General features: G+C 70.7%; 26 protein-coding genes. 8 read left to right on the top strand and 18 right to left on the bottom strand.

Annotation, left to right across the window (positions count from 1 at the left end; genetic code table 11):
* Nucleotides 1–16: 16 nt before the first annotated feature.
* Both AC1RLW_RS11470 and AC1RLW_RS11465 read left to right on the top strand, forming a co-directional pair.
* Nucleotides 17–1,378: a tetratricopeptide repeat protein gene (locus AC1RLW_RS11470; RefSeq protein ID WP_493193126.1), complete on the top strand. Its 1,362-nt coding sequence runs from the start codon at nt 17–19 to the stop codon at nt 1,376–1,378.
* A gap of 117 nt (nt 1,379–1,495) precedes the next feature.
* On the top strand, nt 1,496–3,088 hold the full coding sequence (locus tag AC1RLW_RS11465) for an N-acyl-D-amino-acid deacylase family protein (RefSeq protein WP_493193125.1): 1,593 nt from the start codon (nt 1,496–1,498) through the stop codon (nt 3,086–3,088).
* Between the two features lies 1 nt (nt 3,089).
* On the opposite strand, the gene AC1RLW_RS11460 is transcribed toward AC1RLW_RS11465, so the two are convergent.
* The gene (locus AC1RLW_RS11460) at nt 3,090–3,785 is read right to left on the bottom strand and encodes a histidine phosphatase family protein (RefSeq protein ID WP_493193124.1); all 696 of its coding nucleotides are present in this window, start codon (nt 3,783–3,785) and stop codon (nt 3,090–3,092) included.
* A gap of 116 nt (nt 3,786–3,901) precedes the next feature.
* Here AC1RLW_RS11460 and AC1RLW_RS11455 point away from each other — a divergent pair, with 116 nt between their 5' ends.
* Complete coding sequence (locus AC1RLW_RS11455) at nt 3,902–4,612, top strand: alpha/beta fold hydrolase (protein WP_174543705.1); 711 nt, start codon at nt 3,902–3,904, stop codon at nt 4,610–4,612.
* 9 nt (nt 4,613–4,621) lie between these two features.
* Here the strand turns inward: AC1RLW_RS11455 and pcp are convergent, their stop codons facing one another.
* From pcp to AC1RLW_RS11420, 7 genes are all read right to left on the bottom strand, one after another.
* Nucleotides 4,622–5,293 (bottom strand): pyroglutamyl-peptidase I, encoded by a 672-nt coding sequence (gene pcp, locus AC1RLW_RS11450; RefSeq protein WP_493193123.1) that lies wholly within the window; start codon nt 5,291–5,293, stop codon nt 4,622–4,624.
* Between the two features lie 5 nt (nt 5,294–5,298).
* Nucleotides 5,299–6,039, bottom strand: a complete 741-nt coding sequence (pxpA, locus tag AC1RLW_RS11445; protein ID WP_070061982.1) for a 5-oxoprolinase subunit PxpA — start codon at nt 6,037–6,039, stop codon at nt 5,299–5,301.
* 56 nt (nt 6,040–6,095) lie between these two features.
* Nucleotides 6,096–7,094 (bottom strand): 5-oxoprolinase subunit C family protein, encoded by a 999-nt coding sequence (locus AC1RLW_RS11440; protein ID WP_493193122.1) that lies wholly within the window; start codon nt 7,092–7,094, stop codon nt 6,096–6,098.
* A complete protein-coding gene (pxpB, locus tag AC1RLW_RS11435) occupies nt 7,091–7,738 on the bottom strand; it encodes a 5-oxoprolinase subunit PxpB (RefSeq protein ID WP_493193947.1) in 648 nt (215 codons plus the stop codon). The genes AC1RLW_RS11440 and pxpB overlap by 4 nt, the downstream gene beginning before the upstream one ends.
* Nucleotides 7,739–7,888: 150 nt before the next feature.
* Nucleotides 7,889–8,392: a pantetheine-phosphate adenylyltransferase gene (gene coaD, locus AC1RLW_RS11430; RefSeq protein WP_062481439.1), complete on the bottom strand. Its 504-nt coding sequence runs from the start codon at nt 8,390–8,392 to the stop codon at nt 7,889–7,891.
* A gap of 43 nt (nt 8,393–8,435) precedes the next feature.
* Nucleotides 8,436–9,098: an RsmD family RNA methyltransferase gene (locus AC1RLW_RS11425; RefSeq protein WP_493193121.1), complete on the bottom strand. Its 663-nt coding sequence runs from the start codon at nt 9,096–9,098 to the stop codon at nt 8,436–8,438.
* A gap of 36 nt (nt 9,099–9,134) precedes the next feature.
* A complete protein-coding gene (locus AC1RLW_RS11420; RefSeq protein ID WP_493193120.1) occupies nt 9,135–9,770 on the bottom strand; it encodes a LysE/ArgO family amino acid transporter in 636 nt (211 codons plus the stop codon).
* 79 nt (nt 9,771–9,849) lie between these two features.
* Between AC1RLW_RS11420 and AC1RLW_RS11415 the strand changes: the two genes are divergently transcribed.
* Nucleotides 9,850–10,761 (top strand): LysR family transcriptional regulator ArgP, encoded by a 912-nt coding sequence (locus AC1RLW_RS11415; RefSeq protein ID WP_070061978.1) that lies wholly within the window; start codon nt 9,850–9,852, stop codon nt 10,759–10,761.
* Nucleotides 10,762–10,768: 7 nt separating this feature from the next.
* Here AC1RLW_RS11415 and AC1RLW_RS11410 read toward each other — a convergent pair whose 3' ends face one another.
* Both AC1RLW_RS11410 and AC1RLW_RS11405 read right to left on the bottom strand, forming a co-directional pair.
* A complete protein-coding gene (locus AC1RLW_RS11410) occupies nt 10,769–12,133 on the bottom strand; it encodes a M16 family metallopeptidase (protein WP_493193119.1) in 1,365 nt (454 codons plus the stop codon).
* 19 nt (nt 12,134–12,152) lie between these two features.
* A complete protein-coding gene (locus AC1RLW_RS11405; protein ID WP_159272995.1) occupies nt 12,153–13,598 on the bottom strand; it encodes a M16 family metallopeptidase in 1,446 nt (481 codons plus the stop codon).
* A 29-nt stretch (nt 13,599–13,627) separates the two neighbouring features.
* Here AC1RLW_RS11405 and ftsY point away from each other — a divergent pair, with 29 nt between their 5' ends.
* Nucleotides 13,628–14,968 (top strand): signal recognition particle-docking protein FtsY, encoded by a 1,341-nt coding sequence (gene ftsY, locus AC1RLW_RS11400; RefSeq protein ID WP_493193118.1) that lies wholly within the window; start codon nt 13,628–13,630, stop codon nt 14,966–14,968.
* Nucleotides 14,969–15,097: 129 nt separating this feature from the next.
* On the opposite strand, the gene AC1RLW_RS11395 is transcribed toward ftsY, so the two are convergent.
* The 3 genes from AC1RLW_RS11395 to AC1RLW_RS11385 all read right to left on the bottom strand — a co-directional run bounded on the left by AC1RLW_RS11395 (nt 15,098) and on the right by AC1RLW_RS11385 (nt 18,847).
* Nucleotides 15,098–16,138 (bottom strand): hypothetical protein, encoded by a 1,041-nt coding sequence (locus AC1RLW_RS11395; protein ID WP_493193117.1) that lies wholly within the window; start codon nt 16,136–16,138, stop codon nt 15,098–15,100.
* 193 nt (nt 16,139–16,331) lie between these two features.
* Nucleotides 16,332–18,131, bottom strand: a complete 1,800-nt coding sequence (locus AC1RLW_RS11390; RefSeq protein WP_493193116.1) for a hybrid sensor histidine kinase/response regulator — start codon at nt 18,129–18,131, stop codon at nt 16,332–16,334.
* Nucleotides 18,128–18,847 (bottom strand): response regulator transcription factor, encoded by a 720-nt coding sequence (locus AC1RLW_RS11385; protein WP_493193115.1) that lies wholly within the window; start codon nt 18,845–18,847, stop codon nt 18,128–18,130. Before AC1RLW_RS11385 ends, AC1RLW_RS11390 begins: the two co-directional genes overlap by 4 nt.
* Nucleotides 18,848–18,991: 144 nt before the next feature.
* Between AC1RLW_RS11385 and AC1RLW_RS11380 the strand changes: the two genes are divergently transcribed.
* Nucleotides 18,992–19,456 (top strand): Mpo1 family 2-hydroxy fatty acid dioxygenase, encoded by a 465-nt coding sequence (locus AC1RLW_RS11380; RefSeq protein ID WP_095746687.1) that lies wholly within the window; start codon nt 18,992–18,994, stop codon nt 19,454–19,456.
* A 46-nt stretch (nt 19,457–19,502) separates the two neighbouring features.
* Here AC1RLW_RS11380 and AC1RLW_RS11375 read toward each other — a convergent pair whose 3' ends face one another.
* Nucleotides 19,503–20,321, bottom strand: a complete 819-nt coding sequence (locus AC1RLW_RS11375) for an aminotransferase class IV family protein (protein WP_493193114.1) — start codon at nt 20,319–20,321, stop codon at nt 19,503–19,505.
* 114 nt (nt 20,322–20,435) lie between these two features.
* Between AC1RLW_RS11375 and AC1RLW_RS11370 the strand changes: the two genes are divergently transcribed.
* Entirely contained in the window at nt 20,436–21,353 is a 918-nt protein-coding gene (locus tag AC1RLW_RS11370; protein ID WP_493193113.1) for a LysR substrate-binding domain-containing protein, read from the top strand.
* A gap of 136 nt (nt 21,354–21,489) precedes the next feature.
* Nucleotides 21,490–22,431: an RNA polymerase sigma factor RpoH gene (rpoH, locus tag AC1RLW_RS11365; RefSeq protein WP_056577975.1), complete on the top strand. Its 942-nt coding sequence runs from the start codon at nt 21,490–21,492 to the stop codon at nt 22,429–22,431.
* Nucleotides 22,432–22,498: 67 nt separating this feature from the next.
* Here rpoH and AC1RLW_RS11360 read toward each other — a convergent pair whose 3' ends face one another.
* From AC1RLW_RS11360 to AC1RLW_RS11345, 4 genes are read right to left on the bottom strand one after another with little or no spacing between them, the layout of a single operon-like run.
* Complete coding sequence (locus AC1RLW_RS11360) at nt 22,499–23,329, bottom strand: DNA alkylation repair protein (protein WP_493193112.1); 831 nt, start codon at nt 23,327–23,329, stop codon at nt 22,499–22,501.
* 16 nt (nt 23,330–23,345) lie between these two features.
* A complete protein-coding gene (locus tag AC1RLW_RS11355) occupies nt 23,346–23,969 on the bottom strand; it encodes an SCO family protein (RefSeq protein ID WP_493193111.1) in 624 nt (207 codons plus the stop codon).
* A 17-nt stretch (nt 23,970–23,986) separates the two neighbouring features.
* Nucleotides 23,987–24,892 (bottom strand): heme o synthase, encoded by a 906-nt coding sequence (gene cyoE / locus AC1RLW_RS11350; RefSeq protein ID WP_159272988.1) that lies wholly within the window; start codon nt 24,890–24,892, stop codon nt 23,987–23,989.
* Entirely contained in the window at nt 24,889–26,112 is a 1,224-nt protein-coding gene (locus AC1RLW_RS11345; protein WP_307695015.1) for a COX15/CtaA family protein, read from the bottom strand. The genes cyoE and AC1RLW_RS11345 overlap by 4 nt, the downstream gene beginning before the upstream one ends.
* Nucleotides 26,113–26,116 lie beyond the last annotated feature (4 nt).

Here is a 26,116-nt window from a genome sequence, read left to right as displayed (position 1 = left end):
GTGGCACCATGCCGCCATGCCCTCCCACGGAACCCCGCACGCCGCCGACAGCCTCGGCAATCCGCTCACGCTCGACGACGCCGCCAGCCTCGCGCTGGTCGACGACTTCGTCATGGGCTTTCTCTCGACCGAGGCGCGCGCCGTGAACCTGCTGGCGCTGGCCGAACGCGATGCCAGCCCGATCGTGCAAGCCTATTGCGCGACGCTGCACCTGTTCGCCGAATCGCGCGAGGCCGCAGCGAATGCGCAGCCCTTCCTCGACAAGGCGCGCGCCGGTGCGGCGCGCGCCACGCCGCGCGAGCAGCGGTACATCGCCGCCGTCCAGGCCTGGGCCGACGGCGACATCGCGCGCGCCATCGCGCTGCATGCCGAGCAGGCGCGCGAGCATCCGCGCGACCTGGTGTCGGTGAAGCTGGGCCAGTACCACTGCTTCAACACCGGCGACTGCCCCGGCATGCTGCGGCTGGCGCTCGTGGCGCTGCCGGCCGCGGCCGAGGTGCCCTACGTGCACGGCATGGCGGCCTTCGGCTACGAGCAGTGCCACCTGCTGCGCGAGGCCGAGGCCAGCGCGCGCCGCGCCATCGGCCTGTGCCGCAAGGAGCCCTGGGCGCACCATGCGCTGGCGCACGTGATGCTGACCGAAGGCCGGCTGGCCGAGGGGCTGGCGTTCATGCAGGGCGTGAGCGACACCTGGACCGGGCTCAACTCCTTCATGGTCACGCACAACTGGTGGCACGTGGCGCTGTTCCTCATCGACCTGGGCCGCGACGCCGAGGCGCTCGCGGTGTACGACGAGCACGCCTGGGGCGTGGTGAAGGACTACTCGCAGGACCAGATCGGCGCCGTGTCGCTGCTCGCGCGGCTCGAGCTGGCGGGCATCGACGTCGGCGCGCGCTGGGACGACGTGGCCGACCACCTGCGGCAGCGCCAGGCCGACCATGTGCTGCCCTTTCTCGACCTGCAGTACCTCTACGGCCTGGCGCGCGCCGGCCGGCCCGAAGCCGAAGTGCTGCTGCACAACATCGAGGCCTTCGCGCCCGTCGCACCGACGTCCACGCGCGCCGCGTGGCAACGCGTGTGCGTGCCGGCCGCGCGCGGCCTCGTGGCCCATGCGCGCGGCGACGTGGCGGGCGCGGTCGAAGGCCTGGGCGTCGCGCTGCCGCGCATGATCGAGATCGGCGGCAGCCACGCGCAGCGCGACCTGTTCGAGCAGCTGTACCTCGACGCGCTGGTGCGCACCGGCACCGAGCCCGCGCTCGCGGGCGCGCAAGGCCTGCTGCAGCAGCAGCTCAACGGCCAGCCCGAATCGCTGCGGCTGCGGCGGCAGACCGACGCGGTCTACGCGCGGCTGGGACTCGGGCAGATCACGGCGCGCTGAGCGGCTCACGGCACCACCCATGCCTTCCGGTCATGGGGCGTGCCGCAAAAGGAATTAACGGCTGCGCGGGAGCGACTCCTAAACTGGCCGCTCCTCCCGCTCTCTTCCCGTTCGCCCATGCAGCGCTCCCTCGTCACGCTGGCCGTTCTCGCGGCCCTCGCCTCGCCCTTCCACACCACCGCCGCTGAAGCCACTGTCGAGCTCGACCTGCTGCTGCGCGGCGGCACCATCTACACGGGCGACAGCGACACGCCGGTGGTCGGCGACGTCGGCATCGCGGGCGACCGCATCGTGTTCGCGGGCCGCGCCATGCCGGCGCAGTTCAGCGCACGGCGCACCATCGACGCCACCGGCCTCGTGGTGGCGCCCGGCTTCATCGACGCCCACACGCACGCCGACGCCGACCTGCTCTCGAGCGATGCACGCAAGCGCCTGAACATTCCCTTCCTCACCCAGGGCGTGACCACGGCAGTGATCGGCAATGACGGCTTCGGCGGCTACGACATCGCCGCGCAGACGCAGAAACTGCGCGCCGTGCCGGTCGGCACCAACGTCGCGATGTACGCGGGCTTCGGGCCGCTGCGCATCAGCCAGCTCGGCGAGGCCAACCGCGCCCCCACGCCCGCGCAGATGGACACCATGAAGCAGCACCTGAGCCGCGCGATGTGCGACGGCGCGCTCGGGCTGTCGACGGGCCTGTTCTACCCGCCGCAGAATTTCTCGAAGACCGAGGAGGTCATCGAATTGGCCAAGGTGGCAGCCGCGCACGGCGGCCTGTACGACAGCCACATCCGCGACGAGGCCATGTACAACGTCGGCCTCAAGGGCTCGATCGACGAGGTGATCCGCATCGGCCACGAGGCCAAGCTGCCGGTGCACGTGGCGCACATCAAGGCGCTGGGCGTGGCGGTGCAGGGCCAGAGCGGCGACATCATCCGGCGCATCGAGAAGGAGCGCGCCGCGGGCCTGGACATCACGGCCGACCACTACCCCTGGACCGCGTCGAGCACGCGCTTCTCGGCCGCGCTGCTGCCGCCCTGGGCCAACGAAGGCGGCCGCGCGGCGACGCTGCAGCGCTTCGACGACGCGGCGCAGCAGGAGCGCCTGCGCAAGGACATGCGCGAGAACCTGCGCCTGCGCGGCGGGCCCGAGGCCATCCTGTTCTCGGCCGGCAGCACGAAGTACGTGGGCAAGACGCTGGCCGACGTGGCCAAGGCCTCCAACGCCGACCCGGTCGACGCCGCCATCGCCGTGCTGCGCGACGGCGACCTGATGATCGCCTCGTTCAACATGAGCGACGATGACGTGCGCGCCTTCATGAAGCGGCCGTGGGTCATGACCTCGTCCGACTCGTCGCTGGGCCATCCGCGCGCCTACGGCACCTTCGCGCGCAAGTACGACCAGTACGTGGTGAAGGAGCGCGCGATCTCGCTGGCGCAGTTCATCCGCAGCAGCAGCGCGTACACGGCCGACACGCTGGGCCTCGTGCAGCGCGGCCACCTGCGCCCCGGCTACCACGCCGACGTGGTGGTGTTCGATCCGAAGCGCTTCGCGGCCAAGGCCACCTACACGCAGCCGACGCTGCTGTCCGAAGGCGTGGTCACGGTGCTGGTGAACGGCCGCCTCGCGGTGGACGGCGGCCAGCCCACGGGCGTGGGCGCCGGCGTGCCGCTGCTGCGCACGCCGAAGCCGGGCAGCTGCCCGGCCTGAATCAGTCTTTCTTCAGGTGCCGCCGCTGGTCGTAGGTCGGCTGCGGCGGCAGGTCGGCGAGGTGGCGCGTGTCGGCCCACTCGACGATCTCGATGGCGTCCGGCGCGGCCGGGTCGGCGATGCGGATGCGGTTGAAGCCCGCGTTCGGGATCTCGCTCTGGCGCGGGCCGCTGAGGCTCAGGCCGCGGGCGGTGCGCCAAACCATGTCGAGCACGCCGCCGTGCGTGACGACGATCAGGCGCTGGCCACGATGTGCAGCGGCGACAGCGCCGAGCGCGCCGATCACGCGTGCATGGAACTCGCGCGCGCTCTCGCCCTGCGGCATGGCGTGGTCTTCGCGGAACTCCAGCCACTCTTCCCAGGCGCGCGGATGCTGGCTCTGGATCTCGTCGGCCCGCATGCCCTCGACCACGCCGAAGTGCTGCTCGCGCAGCGCCACCGAGGTGACCACCTGCAGCGCGAGCTGCTGCGCCGCGGGTGCCGCGGTCTGCTGGGCGCGCATGAGGTCGCTGCTGATGAGGTGCCGTGCCGTCTCGCCCGCGAGCCGCAGGCCGAGGCGGCGCGCCTGCTCGTGGCCGATGTCGTTGAGCGGGACGTCCGCATGGCCCTGGAAGCGCAGCTCGCGGTTCCAGGCGGTTTCGCCGTGGCGGATCAGGATGAGGTCGGTGGGGGCGGAGTCGGGGATGGTGGTGGACATTGCATGCATTGTCCCCCGAGTGCATGACACGGCGGCTTCGTGCCAACCCGCTGTTGCACGGTCGCCACCGCGTACGGGCCGTGCGCCGGGCGCGTCCGATCGCGCAAAATCGGCGCATGCCCCATCTTGTCCTGCTGCCCGGCCTTGCCTGCGACGAACGCCTCTGGGAGGCCCAGTTGCCCGCACTTCCCGCCGCCTTCGGCGCCCGCGTGAGCGACGTCCAGACGCGCCACGACACCATCGAGGGCATGGCCAGCGCCGTGCTGCGCGAGCACGACGGCCCGCTGGTGCTGTGCGGTGCCTCGATGGGCGGCATGGTCGCGATGGAAGCGGCGCGCCAGGCGCCCGAGCGCATCGCCGGGTTGATGCTGCTGGGCACCAGCGCGCGGCCCGAGACGCCCGACATGTTCGCGCTGCGCGAAGGCGCCATCGAATGGTTCGAGCGCGGCGAGGTGCGCGAGATCATCGAGCCCAACGTCGCCTTCGCCTTCCATCCCGCGCAGGCCGCCAACCCGGCGCTGGTGCAGCGCTACCTGGACATCGTGCTCGGTGCCGGCGCGGCCCAGCTCATCCGCCAGAACCACGCCGTGATGCGCCGCCCCGACGCGCGCACGCACCTGGCCCTGCTGCGCGCGCCGGTGCTGCTGATGTGCGGCGACGACGACCGCCTCGCACCACCCGAATGCACGCGCGAGATGGCGGCGCTGCTGCCACGCGCCGAGGTGGTGTGGGTGCCGCAGTGCGGCCACATGCTGACGATGGAAAAACCTGCGTTCGTCAACACGGCGCTCAACGCCTGGCTGGGCAAGCACTTCCCCAGCGCTTGAGAGCCCCGGTCAGTGCAACTGGCCGCCGGTTTCCGCGACGTCCTGCTTCACGGCGAGCGCGGTCTTCACGGTGATGCGCAGCGCATCGACCAGCGTCTCCAGCGCCATGCTCGGCGCGCCCGGAAAGCGCGCCGCCTGCGCGGGCAGGTAGGGAATGTGGATGAAGCCCCCGCGCGCGCCCTTCGCCGCCGCGTGCGTCGCGATGCGGTGCATCAGCCCGTAGAAGAGGTGGTTGCACACGAAGGTGCCCGCGCTGTTCGACACCGAGGCCGGCACGCCGCCCGCGCGCAGTTCGCGCACGATGGCCTTCACGGGCAGGCTCGAGAAGTAGGCCGCCGGCGCGCCGGGCACCACCGGCACGTCGATCGGCTGGCGGCCGAGGTTGTCGGGCACGCGGGCGTCGTCGACGTTGATCGCGATGCGCTCCGGCGTGAACTCGGCGCGGCCACCGGCCTGGCCGATGCAGATCACCAGCGTCGGCTGGAGCTCGTCCATCGCGCGATCGAGCGCGGCGAGCGCTTCGCCGAAGACGCAGGGCACGAGGCGCGCATGCACGGTGGCGCGGCCGCACTGCCAGCCGTCGAGCGAGCGCACCGCTTCCCACGACGGGTTGAGCAGCTCCTGCTCGAAGGGCTCGAAGCCCGTCAGTAGGACGTTGGGAGAAGCGCGCTTCGCCGGCATCCTGTTCAGGCCATCGCGCGAACGTCGATGCCTTCCTGCTGCAGCCGTTCGCGGATGCGCCGCGCGAAAGCCAGCGCGTGTGCGCCGTCGCCGTGCAGGCACACGCTCTGGGCGTTGACGGGCACGGTGCTGCCGTCGATGGCGACCACGCGGTGGTCGCGCACCAGCGACAGCGTCTGCGCGAGTGACTGCTCTTCGCTCTCGATGAGCGCGCCGGGCTGGCTGCGCGGCACGAGACTGCCGTCGGGCATGTAGCCGCGGTCGGCGAACACTTCTTCCACAGGCTGCAGGCCGGCGCGGCGGGCCGCGTCGATCATGTTGCTGCCGGCCAGGCCGAAGAACTTGAGCGAGGGATCGAAGCGGCGCACCGCCTCGCACAGCGCCTCGGCCAGCTCGGGCTCTTTCACCGCCTGGTTGTAGAGCTGGCCGTGCGGCTTCACGTGCGCGAGCCGGCCGCCCTCGGCCTTGACGATCGCGGCCAGTGCGCCGACCTGGTAGAGCACGTTCGCCACGATCTCCTCGGGCGGCAGGTGCATGGTGCTGCGGCCGAAGTTCTCGCGGTCGGGAAAGCTCGGGTGCGCGCCGATCGCCACGCCGTGCGCCATGGCCCAGCGCACGCACTGCTGCATGGTCCTGGCGTCGCCCGCGTGCCAGCCGCAGGCGATGTTGGCGGAACTCACGAGGCCGAGCAGCGCTTCGTCGCTGCCGGCGCCTTCGCCGAGGTCGGCGTTGAGGTCGATCTGCATGGGATGTTCTCCGTCTCGTGGGGCAGGTGCGAAAACGACCTGCGCTCCCCAACAGTCTAGGCCGCGCCGGGCCAGCCCGCAGCGGCGAGCCCCTGCGCCACCTGCGCCAGGTAGCGCTGCTGCGCAGCCCAGGCCGCGAGCGCGTGCGACAGGTCGGTGCGCACCAGCCGCAGCCGGCCGCCGAGCGGCGCCTGCGCGAGCTTCCAGAGGTCGGCGCGGATCACCACGCCGATGCGCGGGTAGCCACCGGTGGTCTGCGCGTCACCCATGAGGATGATCGGCTGGCCCGAAGGCGGTACCTGGATCGTGCCGGGGATCACGCCCGACGACAGCATGTCGCCGCCCGCCTTGCGCTGCAGCTCCGCGCCGGCGAGGCGGCTGCCCATGCGGTTACTCTGCGGCGTGATGCGCCAGCGCTCGCTCCACAGCAGCGCCTGCGCGTCGGGCGTGAACAGGTCGAACTCGGGGCCGGGCAGCACGCGCAGCGCGAAGGCGCCGTCGGGCTCGGCCGTGCCCCAGTCGGGCGCGCGCAGGCCGAAGGGACGGCGCGCGTTCTGGTCGGCACCGAGACGCGAAGCCCCCAGCGCGAGCCGGTCGCCCTTGCGCAGCGCGCGGCCCTCGTGGCCGCCGAAGCCGGCCTTGAGGTCCGTGCTGCGCGAGCCCAGCACGGGCGCCACGTCGATGCCGCCGGCCACCGCGAGCCAGCTGCGCAGGCCGGCCTTCGCCGTGCCGGGCGCGTTGGCGCCGGCCAGGCGCAAGGTCTGGCCGGCGCGCACCGGCACGCTCCAGCAGGGCCACAGCGGCACGCCGTCGAGCGTGGCGCCGAAGTCGTCGCCGGTGAGCGCGATGCGGGTGTCGACTTCGAACTGAAGCTCGCAGCCGCCCATGGTGAATTCGATGCCGGCCGCCGCGTCGGCATTGCCGGCCAGCCGGTTCGCCAGCGTGAGCGCGAGCATGTCGAGCGCGCCGCCCGGGCAGATGCCGAGCTGGCGCAGGCCGGGCCGCCCGAGGTCCTGCACCGAGGCATGCACGCCGGGTTTGCGCACGAGGATCATGTCTGCAGGCTTTCGACGACGAAGCGCACGCGGTCGCCCGGACGCAGCAAGGTGGGCGACTCGGCCGACGGGTCGAACAGCTCGAGCGGCGTGCGCCCGATGAGCTGCCAGCCGCCCGGCGACACCAGCGGATAGATGCCGGTCTGCTCGCCGCCGATGCCGACCGAGCGCGCGGGCACGGCGGTGCGCGGTTCGGCGCGGCGCGGTGTCGCGAGTTCGGGCGCCAGCCCGCCCATGAAGGCGAAGCCCGGCAGGAAGCCGAGCAGGTAGACCACGTAGTCGCCGCCGCTGTGACGTCGCACCACCTCGGCCGCCGACAGCCCGGTGTGGGCCGCCACGTCGGCCAGGTCGGGACCGTGCTCGCCGCCGTAGGCCACGGGAATCTCGATGCGCCGCCCCTCGGCGGCATGGGCCGCGAGCCCCGGCCAGGCCTCGAGCACGCGCGCCGCGAGTTCCTCGAACGCCACGGCGGTCGGGTCGAAGGTCAGCGTGAGGTTGTTCATGCCCGGCAGCGCTTCGCCGACGCCGGGCCAGGCCAGCACCTCGGCGGCCAGCGCCCAGATGCGCTGCTGCTGCGCCAGCGTGGCGGGCGCGGGCAGGTCGCACACCAGCGCCGCATCGCCCAGCGGATGCAGGCGGGGCAAGGGGGTGTTGTTCACCTCACGACACTCGCTGCGGCGAGCCGCAAGTCTCTTCGCGGAACACCGCGGAACCGGCTTTGCCGGGCCGCTGGTGTTGCCCCCGGCGAGGGGGTTGGCGAAGCGACACGAAGTGCGCGAAGACTGGGGGAGTGCCTATTCACGGCCGAGGCTGCGAACCTTGGCCGTGAGCTGCTGCTCGACGTTCGGCGAGACGAACTTGTTGACCTCGCCGCCGAGCATGGCGATCTCGCGCACGAAGGTGCTGGAGATGAACTGGTACTTGTCGCTCGGGGTCAGGAACACGGTCTCGACGTCGGGCATCAGCGAGCGGTTCATGCCGGCGAGCTGGAACTCGTAGTCGAAGTCGGTCACGGCGCGCAGGCCGCGCACCATGGCCTTGCCGCCGCGCGCGACGACGAAGTCGCGCAGCAGGCCCGAGAAGCTCTCGACCGTGACCTGGTCGCTGTAGGGCTTCACGGCCTCGCGGGCCATGTCCATGCGCTCGGAGAGCGTGAACAGCGCCTTCTTGTGGTGGCCCGCCGCGACGGCGACGATCACCTTGGAGAAGAGTTGGGTTGCACGCCGCACCACGTCCTCGTGACCGAGGGTGATGGGGTCGAAAGTGCCGGGATAAACCGCGATCACGTTGCTGGCCATGGTTGCTTCTTCCTCATGCTGCCGGTGCGGCTTGTCCGGCGGATTATGCAGGCACGGACACGGCGCGGCGCAGCAGATGGGCATGCACGGCGCCGGCCTTCAGGTAGCGGAATTCGGCCAGGCCCAGCGCGGCGAGCTCCTCGGCGGCCCAGCGGCGCGGCGCCTCCAGGTAGATCGCGCCGTCGGCATGCAGCGCGCGCGCGGCGGCGCGCAGGGCCGGCTCGTACAGCGCGAGGTTGTCGAAGGGCGGATCGAGAAACACCGCCTGCAGGCTGCCCGCCGCCGTGCGCTCGAGCGCGGTGACGCCGTTGCCGCGCTCCACGCGCACGGCCTCGGCCGAGAGCTTGGCCTTGGCGGCCTGCAGCTGGGCGACCAGCGCGGCGTCCTGCTCGCACAGCAGGACGTTGGCCGCGCCGCGCGAGGCGGCTTCGAGGCCGAGCGCGCCGGTGCCCGCGAAGGCGTCGATGCAGTGCCAGCCCGGCAAGGCACCGCCGCCCACGCCGGCCAGGCTCGCGAGCCAGTTGAACAGCGTTTCGCGCACGCGATCGGGCGTGGGGCGCAGGCCGGGCTTGTCGGCCACGGCCAGGCGGGTGCGCTTCCACTCGCCGCCGATGATGCGGACCTCGCTGGGCCGCGACGGGCGCTTGGCGGCGGGGGCGCGCGCGACGGGCGCGGCGGCGTTCTTCTTCGGGGGCTTCTGGGGCATGCGGCGAGCTTAACGCCGCGGCTGGCCCCCCTTCACTCAGTAGCCCATGAACGCGCGACGCGCCAGCAGCGCGGCCAGCACGAGCATCGTGCCGCCGATGAGCGCATCGAGCATCTGCCAGGCGCGCGGGCGTGCGAACACCGGCGCCAGCAGCCGCGCGCCGAAGCCCAGCGCGGTGAACCACAGCACGCTGGCCAGCGTCGACCCGACCACGAACCAGGCCTTGAGCATGCCCGGGTACTGCGCCCCGGCCGTGCCCACGAGCAGCACGGTGTCCAGGTAGACGTGCGGGTTCAGCAGCGTGAAGCCGGCGGCCTGCGCGACCACCGCAGCGCGCGAGCGCGAGGCGCCCTGCGCCACCGTCTGCAGCGCGCCCGGCTGGCGCGAGCGCCACAGCGCGCGCAGGCCGTAGCCGCAGAGAAAGGCCGCGCCGAAGCCCGCGAGCAGCGTCGCCAGCATCGGCCGCCCCTTCAGCGCCTGCGCCATGCCGGCCACGCCGGCGGCGACCAGCACCGCGTCGCAGACGGCGCAGAACAGCACCACCGCGCTCACGTGCTCGCGGCGCAAGCCCTGGCGCAGCACGTACGCGTTCTGGGCGCCGATGGCGACGATGAGCACCAGGCTCATGAAGAGCCCGTTGAGGAAAGCGGTGGAGGCGTGAACGGCGGTCATGGTCCGAGCTTGCCGTCCGCAGCCGATTCAATCAAACTAAACTTTCTAACACCTATTCAGTTTTACTTCATTCACAACCATGCTCGACTACGCCGCCCTGCACGCCCTTGCCGCCGTGGTGCGCGAAGGCAGTTTCGAGCGCGCTGCCCGCGCGCTGCACGTCACGCCCTCGGCGGTGTCGCAGCGCGTGAAGCTGCTCGAGGAGCGCACCGGCGGCGCGCTGCTGGTGCGCGGCCAGCCCTGCGTGGCGACCGAGGCCGGCCTGCAGCTGTGCCGGCACGTCGAGCGCGTGGGCATGCTGGAGCACGAACTGCGCGAGGCCCTGCCAGCGCTGGGCATGGGCAGCGGCGAGGCGCACGAGCGGGTCACGGTGCGGGTGGCGGTCAACGCCGACAGCCTCGCGACCTGGTTCATGGCGGGCGCCGCCGCCTTCGCCGCGCAGGCGCCCGACGCCCTGCTCGACCTCACGGCCGACGACCAGGACCACACGGCCGAACGGCTGCGCAGCGGCGCCGTGCTGGCGGCCGTGACCGCGCTGGCCCAGCCGGTCACGGGCTGCAACAGCGAGGCGCTGGGCACGGTGCACTACGTGGCCGCCGCGAGCCCCGGTTTCGTGGAACGGTATTTCGCCAAGGGCGTGGGCGCGCGCACGCTGGCCGCCGCGCCGAACCTGGTGTTCGACCGCAAGGACCGGCTGCAGGCGCGCTGGGTGCGCCGCATCTGCCACCGCAACGTGGAGACGCCGCGCCACTGGGTGCCCTCGCCCGCCGCCTTCGTCGAGGCGGCCTGCCGCGGCATCGGCTGGGGCATGCACCCGACCAGCATGGTGGCCGATGCGCTGCGCGACGGCACGCTGGTCGAACTGGTGCCCGGCGCGACGCTGCCGGTGCCGCTGTACTGGCAGCACGCCCGCGCGGCGCCGCGCCTGCTGGCGCAGCTCGGCGCCGCGGTGCGCGAGGCCGCGCGCAGCGGGCCGCACGCGCTGGCCTGAGCTTTTCTTACTGCGCTGCGGCAGCCTGCTTGCCGCCCACCACCACCGTCACCATGCGCTGCGGCTGCAGCTTGCGGGCGAACGCGGCCTGGATGTCGGCGGCCGTGACCGCGTTCATGCGCGCGGTCCAGGTGTCGAGGTAGTCCAGCGGCAGGCCGTACCAGGCGATGTTGGCGACGTTGCCGATCAGCTTGCGGTTGCTGTCCAGGAGCAGCGGGAAACCGCCGATCAGGTTGTCCTTGGCGGCCTTCAGTTCCTTCTCGGTCGGGCCTTCGGCCACGAACTTCGCGAGCACGTCGCGCGAGACCTTCGTCGCCGCCTCGGCCTGGTCGGGCCGGGTCTGGAAGCCGATGCGGAAGGCGCCCGCGTCGAGCCCCGGCGCAAAGCCGCTGTAGACGCTGTAGGCCAGGCCGCGCTTCTCGCGCACCTCTTCGGTCAGCCGCGAGACAAAGCCGCCGCCGCCGAGCACGTAGTTGCCGAGCGTGAGCGCGAAGTGGTCCGGGTCCTGGCGCGGATAGCCGGGCTGGCCGATGAAGACATGGGCCTGCGCCGAGTCGAACGCAATGCGCTCGTCCTTCGGCGCCGTGAGCGCCACCACCGGCGCGATGGCCGGCAGTGGCGCGCAGGCGGCGGGGCTGGGCAGGCGCGACAGCAGCGTGGTCGCGAGCGCCTCGGCCTCGGCGCGCGTGACCGCGCCCACGATGCTGAGCTTGGCGCGGCACGGCAGGATCAGCTGCTCGTAGCGCTGGCGCATGGCGGCGGTGTCGATGCGCGCCAGCGTGGCTTCGGTCACTTCCTGGCCGTAGGGGTGCGTGCCGTACACGGCCTGCGCGAAGGCGCGGCCGACGACGGTGGCGGGCTTGGTGTTCGCTTCCTTGATGGCGGCGTTGATGCGCTCGCGCTCGCGCGGCCAGATGTCGTCGGGGAACGCGGGCTCGCCGATCTCGCGCGCGGCCAGGGCCACGGCCTTGGTCAGCAGCGCCGGGTCGGACAGCGTGCGCAGCGTGTAGCTGGTGCGGTCGGTGCCGGCGCTCACGTCGAAGCTGGCGCCCAGGTCGGCCCAGGCCTCGCCCAGCGCATTCTGGTCGAGCGCGGGCTCGCCGTTGCGCCCGGCACGCACGCCCTTCTCGACCATCGCCGCGCTGGTGCTGGCCAGCCCGGCCTGCGCGGCCGGGTCACGCCGGCTGCCGGCGTCGAAGTCGATCTGCACGTCGACGATCGGCAATGCGTTGGTCGACACCAGGTACACCTTGGCGCCGTTGGCCAGCGTCCAGTGCTGGATGGGCAGCGCGGCCTGCGCGCTGCCCATGCCGAACAGCGCGGTGATGCCCGCCAGGAGGGCGGTGCTTGCAATCTTGTGGAGGTTCTTCATGAGGGGAATCCGGTGCCTTTCAGCGCATCTCGCCCACGGGGGCTGCGAAGCCGCGGCCGCGCTTGGGTTCGGGCGGCAGGGGCCGCAGCGTGGCGACCGTGAGCTGGTCGTCGCCGAAATACTTGGCGGCCACGGCCTGCACCTGCGCCGCCGTCACGGCCTGCAGCCTGGCGACGATGCGCTCGCTGGCGTCCAGCGGCAGGCCCTGGATCCAGTTGCTGCCGAGTTCGCGCGCCTGCGCCATCACCGAATCGCGCTTGTAGGTCTCGCTCGCCACCCACTGCGTCTTGACGCGGGCCAGCTCGGCTTCGCCGACGCCCTCTTTCGCCACGCGCGCCACCTGGGCGCGCAGCGCGGCCTCGACGGTCTCGGCGGTCTTGCCGGCGGCCGGCACGCCGTCGAGCATGAACAGCTGCGGACCGCGGCCGATGAAGCCCGCGTACGCGCCGGCCGAATCGGCCACGCGGCCGGGGCCCTGCGTGAGGGCGCGGTCGAGCCGCGCGCCGGCGTAGCCGTCGAGCACGGCCGAGAGCACCACCAGCGCCCAGGCGTCGCTGTTGGCGTCGTCGATGTTGGTGAGCTGCGGCACGCGGAAGGCGAGCGACACGTACGCCTGCTCGGCCGGGGCCTTGAATTCGAGGCGGCGGATGCCGCGCTGCGTGGGCTCGGTGCGCGGCTTGCGCTCCGGCACGGCGCGTGCGGGGATGCTGCCGTAGTACTTCTCTGCCAGCGCGCGCACGCGCGCCACGTCGACGTCGCCGGCCACCACGAGCACGGCGTTGGCCGGCACGTACCAGCGCTGGAAGAAGGCGCGCGCGTCGGCGGGCGTCATCGATTCGAGGTCGCTCATCCAGCCCACCACCGGGCGGCGGTACGGCGACGCGGTGAAGACGGCCGCGCTCTGCTGCTCGCCGAGCAGGGCGCGCGGCTGGTCGTCGGTGCGCAGGCGGCGCTCTTCCTTGACCACCTCGATCTCGCGCTTGAACTCGTCGTCGGGCCACTGGTTGTTGGCGAAGCGGTCCGATTCGAGCTTCATCACCTGCTCGAGGCTGCCGACCGGGATCTGCTGGTAGTAGCCCGTGGCGTCGCGCATGGTGAAGGCGTTTTCCTGGCCGCCCAGCGCCGCCACGCGGCGCGAGAACTCGCCGGCCGGCACGCTCTTCGTGCCCTTGAACAGCATGTGCTCCAGCACGTGCGCCACGCCCGTGGTGCCGTCGACCTCGTCCATGGAGCCGACCCGCACCCAGACCATCTGCACCGCCGTCGGCGAGCGCCGGTCGGTCTGCACGATCACGGTCATGCCGTTGGCGAGGGTGAATTGCTGGGGACCCGGGGCCGCGGCGGCAGGGGTCGACGCGGCGGGAGCGGGGGTGGACTGGGCCTGCGCGGGCACGGTCCACAGCGCCGAAAGCGCCAGGGCCAGCACCGCACCAGACGCAGCGCGGCGTGGCGAGAGGTGTTTCATAGAATGGGTCGGATTGTAAAAAGCTCCCGATGTTCAGTTTCTTCAAGAAAAAACCACCTGCCGATGCCCCGGTGACACCGGCCCCGCCGCCGACCGCCGAACCCGCGCCGCCTCCGGCCGCGGAACCCGCACCGGCACGCTCGGTGTTCTCGCCGTCGAGCTGGTTCGGGTCGAAGCCGGCAGCAGAAGCGCCTGTTCCCCCACCTGCACCCGCACCCGCACCTGCACCCGCACCTGCACCCGCACCTGCCCCTGCGCCGGCCCCCGAGCCGGCACCGGCCGCGCCCGTGGTGGCGCAGGTGCCCGCGCCAGCTCCGGTCGCTGCACCAGCGCCGATCCCTGCGCCAGCGCCCGCCCCCGTTCCTGCACCCGCTCCCGTCATTGCGCCACCGCCGCCCCCTCCGGCGCCCGTGCCCGCACCGCCTCCCGCGCCGGTCGCCGTCGTCGTCGAACCGGCCCCCATCGCCACCGAGCGCAAGAGCTGGTTCGACAAGCTCAAGACCGGCCTGCGCAAGACCGGCACCGGCATCCAGGCCGTGTTCGTCAATGCGCAGATCGACGACGCGCTGTATGAAGAACTCGAATCGGCGCTGCTCATGGCCGACACCGGCGTCAAGGCCACCGAGTTCCTGCTCGACGACCTGAAGGTGCGCGTCAAGCGCCAGATGGCCACCGACGCCTCGCAGGTCAAGCGCCTGCTGGCCGACGCCGTCACCGACCTGCTCAAGCCGCTGGAGAAGCCGCTGGTCATCGGCGAGTACACGCCCACCGTGATCATGGTGGCCGGCGTCAACGGCGCGGGCAAGACCACCTCCATCGGCAAGCTCACCAAGCACCTGGCCACCGAAGGCGCCTCGGTGCTGCTGGCCGCGGCCGACACCTTCCGGGCGGCAGCGCGCGAGCAGCTCCTGGTCTGGGCCGACCGCAACACCGTCGAGATCGTCAGCAACGAAGGCGGCGACCCTTCGGCCGTGAGCTTCGACGCGGTGAACGCCGGCAAGGCGCGCGGCAAGGACGTGGTGCTGGTCGACACGGCGGGCCGCCTGCCGACGCAGCTGCACCTCATGGACGAGCTCAAGAAGATCAAGCGCGTCGTCACCAAGGCCGACGCCACCGCGCCGCACGAAGTGCTGCTGGTGATCGACGGCAACACCGGCCAGAACGCGCTGGCGCAAGTCAGGGCCTTCGACGAGACGCTGGGCCTCACGGGCCTCATCGTCACCAAGCTCGACGGCACCGCCAAGGGCGGCGTGCTGTGCGCCATCGCGCGCGAGCGGCCGATTCCGGTGTACTTCATCGGCGTGGGCGAAAAGCTCGAGGACCTCGAGACCTTCAACGCCCGCGAGTTCGCGCAGGCGCTGCTGGGCTGACCGGCGCTTTCGCCGCCGTTCGCTTCGGTCAAAAAAAACGGTCCCCGACTCGCGCCGGGGACCGTCAGCTCCCTGTCTTTCTTTTTTCTCCCTTTGTTATTTCCCCCTGCGTGTGTGCCTCTTCGGGAATCAGAAACCGAACAATGACGTCGGACCGCACACCGGGCTGGCGTTGCAGTCGGTCGGTGTGAAGTAGTAGGCCTTCTGCTCGCCGGTGCTCAGCGCAAGGTGGCCGAGCAGCGCTGCCTTCTTGGCCCCTTCGGCGTTCGCCTGCTGGATGAGGGCTGTGGTGTTGGTGGCTGGTGCAAGCGAATAGAAGTTGAAGGTCGTCGACTGCGACAGGTCCTTGGCGTAGAGCACACCGTTGCCCCCCGCAAAGATCAGCTCCGCCCGAAAGCGGAAGCCACGGGCGCCGCGCTCGTTGAACTGCGCAAGGTAGTCAGCGTGGTCGTTGATGGGATCGCCCATTTCATAAGCGAAGGTGGCGTTGCCGACCGAGCTTTTCTCATAGACGGTGACCATGCCCGCCGGATCTCCGGTTCCGAACTCGGCTGTCCGGTTGAAGAAACCGCTCGCACCCTGAGTGTTCGCCTGTGTCAGGTAGTCCGCCTTGCTCTTAGGTGCAAGCTCGACACGGTAGCTGTAGGTGGCAGTGTCGGCGCTGCTCTTGCGGTAGAAGTAGAAGGTCTCGCCACCGACGATCCACTCGCCCGCCCATTGGAAGCCCCGCGCACCAGCTTCGTTCAGCTGGTTCAGTAGGTCCGCGTTGGAGGTGGCCTGCGGCTTCTTCTCGTAGCTGTAGGTCGCATCGATGGTCTTCACGAAACCATCAACCTGATCGACAGTGGTCGGGCTGGCCATGAAAGAAAAACCGCTCAGGAAACGGAACCCGCGCGCGCCCTGCGCAGCGAGGCTGTCGAAGAAGGCCGACGCGGTGGTCGCGGCCGACAGGCCCTCGTACAGGAAAGTGGTCGCGCCCGGATTCGGCGCGGGTGCGGGGGCCGGCGCTGGTGTGGGTGCAGGCGCCGGGGCTGGTGCCGGTGCGGGCGGCGGGGCCGGCGGCGGCAACACGAAGCCACCACCACCGCCGCCGCTGCCCCCACCTCCGCACGCCGTCAGGGCCAGCAGTGCGGCCGTCGCGGCGGCCACTGCAGCAGGTTTGAAATTCATGGTCACTCCCTTGTCGATTCTTGTTCGGTGGCGACGCGGACCGCTGTCCGTCGACGCCGTGGAAACCCGAAATTACGACGGGGCCGATGTTCCCGGCAGTGCCAAAAGTCATTGCATGTGTGCCTATCCGAATCGATCGGCACGCAATGAACTACAACGTATTCACTTTCGACCGCAGGCTGTATACGGGACGCTACGGCGCCGCTGCGAGCCCCGCCATGGCCTGCAGCAGCGCATCGGGCGCCACCGGCTTGAACAGCACCGGCACACCCGACTCGCGCACGCGCTGCAGGCGGTCGGGCGAGGTCTCGCCGGTGATGAGCAGCAGCGGCAGTTCGGCACCGGCATGCCGGCTCAGGCGCAGGCCGGCATCCAGGCCGTCGACGCCGTCGGCCAGGCGGTAGTCGCACATCAGCAGGCCGAAGGGCCGGCCCTCGGCGCGGGCCTGGTGCAGCGCATCGGCCGCGGCGGCCTCGTCGGCGACGGCGTGTGCGTCGATCGCGTGCGAGCGCAGCAGGCCGGTCATGGCCTCGCGGATTTCGAGTTCGTCGTCCATCAGCAGCACGCGACCCGGCAGCGTGGCGGCGCGGCGGCGCACGGACAGTTCGGCGCTGCCCGCCGGAAACGGTCCCACGAGCGCACTGACCTGCGGCGGCACGGTCGGCAGCACGACACGGAAGTGCGTGCCGCGGCCCGGGCGCGAATGCATCTGCACCGGATGGCCCAGCAGGCGCGACAGGCGGCGCACGATCGACAGGCCGATGCCCAGCCCGCGCGCGCGGTCGCGGCCCGGGTTATCGATTTGGTAGAACTCTTCGAAGATGCGGTGCGACTGCTCGGGCGCAATGCCGATGCCGGTGTCGCGCACCTCGATCCACACGGTGTCGCCACGGTCGCGCGCCGTCACGGTCACGCCGCCCTGCACGGTGTACTTGAGGGCGTTGTCCATCAGGTTGGACAGCATGCGGTGCAGCAGCTGCGGATCGCTGCGCACCCACAGGCCGCTGGCGCGCACGCGCAGCTGCAGCTCCTTCTGCTCAGCCTGCGCCGAGAAGGTGTGATTGAGCGGCAGGAACAGCGCATCGAGTTCGACCGACTGCGGCGACGGCGTGATGACGCCCGCGTCGAGCCGCGACACGTCGAGCATGGTGTCGAGCGAGGCGCCCAGCGCGTTCACGGCGCGCATCAGGCGTTCGGCGTTGCGGCTCTCGGGGCGGCCGCGCAGTTCGTTCTCGAGCGCGGCGCCGAACAGCGCGATGGCGTGCAGCGGCTGGCGCAGGTCGTGGCTGGCGGCGCCGAGGAAGCGGGTCTTTTCTTCGCTGGCGCGCTCGGTGGCGGCGATCTGCTCGCCCAGGCGCGCGGCCAGCGCCTCGTTCTCGAAACGCAGCATGAGCGAGTCGGTCAGCAGCCGGTGCTGGCGCACGCCGGCGTGCAGCGTGAGCATCAGGTAGGCCGAGCCGGCCGCGGCCAGGAACAGGTGCAGGCCGTCGCCCTGCCAGGCCAGCGCGATGATCATGCCCAGCGACATGGGCAGCGTGTAGCCGAACAGCGCGGGCTTGAGCGGCCACAGCGACTGCGCGGCGCGCGCGCAGCTGCCGACGATCACGGCCATCAGCAGCGAGGTCATGGGCAGGTTCTCGTGCGGCACGATGAACCAGGGCACCACCGCCGTGATCATGCTGACCAGCGTGACCATGCGCGAGATCTTGCGCGCCCAGTACGGGCTCTCGGAGGCCGGCTTGTCGGGCGTCCAGCGCGGCGTGAAGAAGACGTAGATGTCGACCGCCACCAGCGCCGCCATCCAGAACAGCAGGCGCGCATCGCTGAGCTGCGAGTAGATGATGCAGCCGAACACGATCACGAAGCCCAGGTGGGTCAGCGTGGAGATGCCGTAGGTGTCGTAGACCGAGCCGACGTGCTCGCGCAGCACGCGCTGGCCGAGCAGCTGGCCGGCAGCGGCGTCGCCGCGGCCCGCCAGCGTGGCGCCGCTCAACGCAGCATGCTGATCAGCTGGGCGCGCGAGCGCATGCCGAACAGCAGCAGGATGGTCGAGACATGGTTCTTCACCGTGCCCTCGCTCAGGTTGGCCAGTTGCGCGATCTCCTTGTTCGCCTTGCCTTCGAGCACCCACTGCAGCACCTGCATCTGGCGCGGCGTGAGCTCCTGCCAGGCGCTGGCGTGCGCGAACTCCGCGTACCCCGACAGCGACTTGGGCAGCGACGCGGGCGGCAGCGGCTGCTGCGGCGTGCCGTCGGCCTCGAACAGGCCGCAGGCGCGGATGAAGCCCACCATCTCCTTCAGGTCGGCGGACTTGGGCAGGAAGGCGCTGGCACCGAGTGCGAGCGCGCCCTGCGCCAGCGTGCTGTTGGCGGTGCCCGAGAGCACCACGACGCGCGCCGCCGGAAAACGCAGGCGGAACTCGGCCAGGCCACTGAGCCCGTGCGTGTCGGGCAGCGCGAGGTCGAGCAGCACGAGGCCGATGGCGACCTCATGCGCCGCGTAGAGCGCGAGCGCGTCGGCGATGTTGCCGGCCTCGAACACCGCGATGCGCGCGCCCGAGGTGGCGGCCTGGGCCTGCACCAGCGCACTCACGCCCAGGCGCAGCAGGTCGTGGTCGTCCACCACCAGGATCGCGCCGGACACGCCGGCGGGCACACCGGTGTCGGTGGTGGGCGGCAGGGGTGCGGAGGGGGAGTCGAAAGAGGCCACGGATTTGATCTTAGCGGCGCAAGCCCCGCGCGACAGTGCCCTAAGTCATGGCGCCCTGACCCGGGCTGGCGCCACTTGCCACGGCGCGGCGCCGTGGGCACCATGGACGTCTTGCCGCAACGCACGGCGCCCCGGAGACCTGCCATGACCCACACTGCCGCCGCCCCGCTCGCCACCAGCGAGCGCAAGGTCGACCGCCTGCTCGCCCACTACGAGGAGAGCCACCGCCATCCGACCAACGAGCTGATCCACTTCGTGGCCATTCCCGCGATCATGCTGAGCATCGTCGGGCTGCTGTTCGCGATCCATCCGTGGGTGGCCTACGCCTTCGTGGCGGCCAGCCTCGTGTACTACGCCCTGCTGCGCTCGCCGGCCTTCCTCGTCACGATGCTGGCGCTCACGGTGCTGGCGCTGGTGGCGGTGCATGCGATGGGCACCGCGGTGGCGCCGGTGTCGGCGGCGATCTTCGTGGTGGCGTGGATCTTCCAGTTCGTCGGCCACAAGATGGAAGGCAAGAAGCCATCGTTCTTCGAGGACATCCAGTACCTCTGGGTCGGTCCGCTGTTCGTGCTGTCGAAGCTGTTCGTCAAGCTCGGCATTCGCTGGTAGCCGGCGGGTGATCTGGCGCGCAGCTTCCGCGCGCGAGAGGCTTCCTTCAGGGCGACACGAGCGCCTCGGACTCATAGGCCCGGTGCAGCAGTTCCAGGAAAACCGGTGCTGGCGGCAACACCACGTCGCCGATGCGGTGCACCGCCACGCCCGGCGTCCACGAGTTCATGACCACGGCGCCGGCCAGCGCGGGCAGTTCGGCCATCCGCAGCACCTGGCTGCGCTGCGGGACACCGAGGCGCTCGAGCTGCCGGCGCACGATGCCCATCGTGGTGCCGGCCAGGATGTCGGCCTCGGGCCACACCACCGCCTCGCCGTCCCAGAACGCCAGGTTCCAGATCGACGCTTCGCCGAGCCGGCCCTGCCGGTCGAGAAAGGCCGCGTCGTCGAAGCCCTGCGCAGCGGCCTGGCGCAGCAACTGCGTCTTGGCGCCTTCGCCGACGTGCTTCACGGCCGGCAGGAAGCGCTCGTGCTCGATCGCGGCCAGGGTCAGCGGGCCGGCGGGGCCGTTGGAAGACGGGCCGGTGCGGATCAGTACCTCGGGCACCGCGTCGGCCGCGGTGAACTCGCCGGCCGGGGAGTAGACGGTGGCGGTCAACGACAGGTCGGCTGGGCCGGCCGCGAGCGCCGCCCGCAGGTGGGCGCGCACCGTGTCGTCGAGCAGCGCCTGGCCGAACAGGGTCTGCGAGGCGAAGCGCAGCCGCGCCAGATGGAGGTCGAGTCCGCGCACCCGGCCGCCGCGCACCTGCATGGCCGTGAAGTGGGCGTGGCCGGCGAAGGCGAGCGGCGCCAGGGCCTCGGCAGTTGCGTGTTGGCCGTTGCGTTGCACGACGAAAGTGGAAGAGGAAGGGACGCTGGCGGACATGGTTTCGTTGCTCCTAGAGGGGATGGATCATCAAGTTCCTGAACTATCCCGCGTTGACTTCCCCTAGAAAAACGAATAGTTTTTGGAAAATCATCAAGAACTATTTGAAGATCGATGCACCCCCGACTGCTCCCCGGCACCCGCGCCCTGCGCACCTTCGAGGCCGCCGGGCGGCACCTGAACTTCACGCGGGCCGCCGAAGAAGTCGGGCTGACGCCGGCGGCCGTGAGCCACCAGATCAAGGAGATCGAGGAGCAGCTCGGCGTGGTGCTGTTCACGCGCACCAGCCGCAGCATCCGCCTCACGTCGGCCGGCGCCGTGTGGTTCGAGGCCACCGCCGACGCACTCGACACCCTGCGCCGCGCCGCCGGCCGCGCCCGGCGCATGGCGCGCGGGGCGGCGACGCTGCGACTGTCGACCAGCGCCCGTTTCGCGACCAACTGGCTGCTGCCCCGGCTGCCGCAGTTCCGCGCCGCCAACCCGGGGCTGGAACTGGGTTTCGATATTTCCGATGCGCTGCGGGATTTCGACGCCGACGACATCGACGTGGCGATCCGCTTCGGCAACGGGCAAGACCCTGGCACGCGCTCTCAGCGGCTGTTCGACACCGTCATCGTGCCGGTCTGCAGCCCCAGGCTGCTCGCCAGCGGGCCCCCGCTGGCAACGCCGCGCGACCTGCTCCAGCACACGCTGTGCTACGTCGACTGGAAGACAGACGGCATGGTCTGGCCGAACTGGCCGATGTGGATGGCTGCCGCAGGCATCGAGGGCTTCGACGACAGCCGCTGCATCGGCTTCGCCGATTCGAGCGACGTGGTGCGCGCCGTCACCGAGAGCGGCATGGTCGGCCTGGCCGACCTAGACATGATCGGCGCCGACCTCGCTCAGGGCCGGCTGGTGCGGCTGTTCGACATCGGCGTGCCCATGGCGGCGGGCTACGCCTACCACCTGGTCTACCCGGAAGGCAGCACCCGGGACCCGCGCATCCTGGCGCTCCAGGACTGGTTGCTGGGGCAGGCGGCCAGGACTTGAAAAACGCCAAACGGCATACAAATATCCAACAAATCGCGGCAAAAGCTATCGCAACGATAGAAACCCAAGGGAACCCTTGGCTTAGCACTCCCTCTAACCGAGTGCTAATATGACCGCCACAAAGGAGTTTCCCCTGATGACAACGCTGTCTGGAGTCTCTGCCAACCAGCTGGCCGTCGCCAACCCCTGGTCGATGGTCCCCCCGCTGGGCAACCTGGATGCCTACATTTCGGCCGCCAACCGCCTGCCGCTGCTCACGCTCGAAGAAGAGCAGGGCTTCGCACGCAAGTTGCGCGACCAGAACGACCTCGAAGCTGCCGGTGCGCTGATCCTGTCGCACCTGCGCCTGGTCGTGTCCATTTCCCGCCAGTACCTGGGCTACGGGCTGCCGCACGGCGACCTGATCCAGGAAGGCAACGTCGGCCTCATGAAGGCCGTGAAGCGTTTCGACCCCGACCAGGGCGTGCGGCTGGTGAGCTACGCCATGCACTGGATCAAGGCCGAGATCCACGAGTACATCCTGAAGAACTGGCGCATGGTCAAGGTCGCGACGACCAAGGCCCAGCGCAAGCTGTTCTTCAATCTGCGTTCGATGAAGCAGGGTTTCAAGGCCGACTCGGCCGCGGCCGACAACGGCACGCACCGCGAGACGCTGAGCCCCGACGAGGTCTCGCAGATGGCCACGCGCCTGAACGTGAAGCCCGAGGAAGTGCTCGAGATGGAAACCCGCCTGTCGGGTGGCGACGTGCTGCTCGATCCGGGTCCGTCCGATGACGGCGATGAAGGCTTCGGCCCCATCGCCTACCTGGCCGACGCCACGCAGGAACCGACCGCTTTGCTCGAATCGCAGCAGCGCGACCGCCTGTCGAGCGACGGCATTGCCACCGCCCTGGAGGCGCTGGACGACCGCAGCCGCCGCATCGTCGAAGAGCGCTGGCTCAAGGTGAACGACGACGGTTCGGGCGGCATGACGCTGCACGACCTGGCCGCGGTGTACGGCGTGAGCGCCGAGCGCATCCGCCAGATCGAAGTGGCGGCGATGAAGAAGATGAAGAAGGCGCTGGCCGAGTACGCGTAAGCGTCACGACCGCCCTCCTCCACGAAAAAGCCCGGCAGTGCCGGGCTTTTTTTCGTTCGGGGGCGCTTCAGGGCGTCGACTTGGTCAGCGTGCGCAGCGCCCGCTTCGCGATGTAGCGGGTCTCGGCGACCGGTGATTCGGCCACCCAGCGCGTGCACAGCGTCTCGACCCACTCGGGCTGCGTCTTGCTGGCATCGTTGAGCCAGTTGGCGACCGAGTTCTGCACGTAGCGATGCGCGTCGGCGCGCAGCGGCTCCAGCAGCGGCAGCGCCAGCCAGGGCTCGGCCTTCAGCGTCTCGATCTGCGCGCACCACACGCCGCGCGGGCGCGTGAGTTCGCTGGCGAAGCGGCGCACATTCGGATCGGCATCGGCCACCCAGGGCTGCAGCAGCGCCAGCGCCTCGTCGAGCGAGTTGATGACGCTGTCGCGCACCGCCATCCAGGCGAACTCGCGCACGCCGAAATGCGGGTCGGCGGCAAAGCGGCGCACGGCGTCGAGCTGAGCCGCCAGCGGCAGGCCCGACAGCGTGATCCACTGCACCGCCCAGCAGCGCGCCACGTCGCTCGCGTGCGTGGCCAGCCGGTGCGCCACGGCATCGCGTTCGGCGTGTTCGGCCGTCATGTCGTACAGCGCCCGCGCGATGTGGCTGTGGCGCTGCATGGGCTTGAAGGCGGCCAGCATGGCGAGCGTGTCGTCCAGCCGTTCGTGCGCCGCGTCGAGGCCGACATGACCCGCCACGCTGCGTGCGAGCAGCGGCAGTTCGAGCGCGAGGAATTCGTTGAGGTTGACGGTCTCGAGCAGCCCGCCGTTCAGCGCGCCCAGCACCTCGGGCGGAATCAGCGCGATGCGGAACGCGCCCTTGCGCGACTTCAGGTGCGCGACCGATGCGGCGTCCATGCCCGGGGCGCCCGGCTCAGGACGCGAGCAGCGTCTTCAGGTCCGACACCATCGCGGGCACGCCCGCGCCGTAGCGCGCGTAGAGCCGCAGGCGGCCCTGCGGGTCGTAGATGTAGCTGGCGGCCGAGTGGTCCATGGCGTAGCTGGTCGGCGTCTTGCCGTCGACCTTCTTGTAGTAGACCTTGAAGTCCTTCGCGACGGCGGCCAACTGCTCGGCCGTGGGGATGAGCGCCACGAAGCTCGGGTCGAAGGCGCCCATGTAGGCCTTGAGCACCTCGGGCGTGTCGCGCGCCGGATCGACGGTGACGAACAGCACCTGCAGCTTGCTGCCGTCGGCGCCGAGCTGCTGCTTGACCTGCGCCATCTCGGTCATGGTGGTCGGGCAGACGTCGGGGCACTGCACGTAGCCGAAGAACAGCACGACCGCCTTGCCCTTGAAGTCGGCCAGCGTGCGCACCTTGCCGTCAGCGTCGGTGAGCGAGAAGTCTTTGGCGTAGTCTGCGCCGGTGATGTCGACCGCCTGGAAGCTCTGCTTCGGTTGCTGCTCGCTGCAGGCCGAAAGGCCCAGGCCCAGCGTGGCCGAGGCGGCCACCCAGCCGGCCGTGGCGGCGATCGATTTCAGGGCATTGCGCTTGTTCATGGGCAGGTCAGGTCCGGTCAGCGGAGGTAATGGTCGACGAGCAGCGCCGCGAACAGCACGCTCAGGTGGATGAGCGAAAACCGGAAGGTCTTGCGCGCCAGCGTGTCGGAGTAGTTGCGCCACAGCGCGAAGGCATAGCCGGTGAAGCCGATGCTCACGCCGATGGCGACCACGAGATAGAGCCAGCCGCTCATGCCGTAGATGAAGGGCATCAGGCAGGCGGCGAACAGGATGAAGGTGTACAGCAGCACCTGCAGCCGCGTGAACTCGTTGCCGTGCGTCACGGGCAGCATCGGCAGGCCGGCCTTGCGGTAGTCCTCGACGCGGTACAGCGCCAGCGCCCAGAAGTGCGGCGGGGTCCACAGGAAGATGATCAGGAACAGGATCAGCGCCTCGGGGCCGACATCGCCCGTCATGGCGGCCCAGCCCAGCACCGGCGGCATGGCGCCCGAGGCGCCGCCGATCACGATGTTCTGCGGCGTCAGCGGCTTCAGGATGACGGTGTAGATCACCGCGTAGCCGACGAAGGTGGCGAAGGTGAGCCACATGGTGAGCGGATTGACCGTGAACCACAGCAGCGCCGAGCCGGCTGCGCACAACAGCGCCGAGAACACCAGCGCCTGCATGTCGCTGAGCTGCCCGCGCGCCGTGGGGCGCCAGGCGGTGCGCTTCATCTTGGCGTCGATGCCCTTCTCGACCAGGCAGTTGAATGCGGCGGCGGCGCCAGCCACCAGCCAGATGCCGATGCAAGCCAGCACGCCGCGCTGCACGTCGGCCCACGACGGCAGGCCGGGCACGGCCAGCACCATGCCGATGAGGGCGCAGAACACGATCAGCTGCACCACGCGCGGCTTGGTGAGCGCGTAGAACTGGCGCAGCACGTTGGCGGTGCTGGCGTGCTGAACAGGAATCGGGGTGCTCACGCGGTGGCTTTCTTCGGTTGGGGGGTGCCGCGCGCATTGTCGACGGCGCGCGGAATCGGCGCAGCGGCGGCGCTTTCGCGCCGGCTCTCGCACAGCGCCCAGGTCAGGACCACGGCCAGCGCCGCGGCGCCACCGGTGTGGAGCACGGCGGCGGCCAGCGGCCAGCCGAGCAGCACGTTGCCCAGGCCCGTGGCCAGCTGCAGCAGCGCCAGGCCGGCCAGCCAGTGCGCCTGCGCGCGCAGTGCCTCGAGGCGACGCAGGCGCCAGGCCAGCAGGCCCAGCGCCACGAACACGGCATACGCCATGAGGCGGTGCGCGTAGTGGATGGCGGTGAGGGCGGAAAAGTCGAGCGGCTGGCCGTCGCCGGTCACGCCGAGGTGGCGCCAGATCTCGAAGCCCTGCGCGAAGTTCATGGGCGGCCACCAGCTGTCCTGGCAGGTCGGGAACTGCGTGCAGGCCAGCACCGCGTAGTTGGTGCTGACCCAGCCGCCGAGCGCGATCTGCAGCACCAGCAGCACCGCCGTGGCGATCAGCCCGTTGCGCAGGGCCGGCGACACGGCCGTGGGCAGGCGCTGCGCCGCCACCTGGCGGTAGCGCACGGCCTGGATGCACAGCAGCGCGAGCAGCACGATGGCGCCCATCAGGTGCATCGTGACGATGGCGGGGAACAGCTTCCAGGTGACGGTCATGGCGCCGAAAGCGCCTTGCAGGCAGACCCAGACCAGCGTGGCCGCGGGCCACCAGGCGCTGAGCACGACGTGGTGGTGCGCGCTGTCGACCGGCGGCGCGGGCTGGCGCCGCTGGCGGCGGCGCACGATCCAGGTGGCGCCGGCCAGCGTGAGGATCAGCACCCCGACGCCGGTCGCGAGGTAGCGGTGGACCATCTCGATCCAGGCCTTGCTGTGCGTCACCGGGCCGGTCGGCTGGGCCGCCTGCGCCATGGCGATCTCGTGGCGCGCGCCGGCCGGGCTGGCGTTGCCGTAGCAGCCAGGCCAATCGGGGCAGCCCAGGCCCGAATCGGTGAGCCGCGTGAAGGCGCCGAACAGCGTGAGGTCGAAGGTGAGGAACAGCGTGAGCACGGTCAGCGCATGCAGCCGCCGCGCGGGGCCGGAGCCGGCGTTGCGGCGCCACACCCAGACCAGCGGTCCGAGCGCGAGCAGCACGCCGGCGCCCATCATCCAGGCGATCGGCGTGAGGTCGTAGAGGGAGCTCGTGTCCATGAGG

Source organism: Variovorax sp. GW822-FHT04A09 (assembly GCF_058801005.1).
Note: the sequence above shows the minus strand (reverse complement) of the source record. Positions and strands in the feature narration are given on the sequence as shown.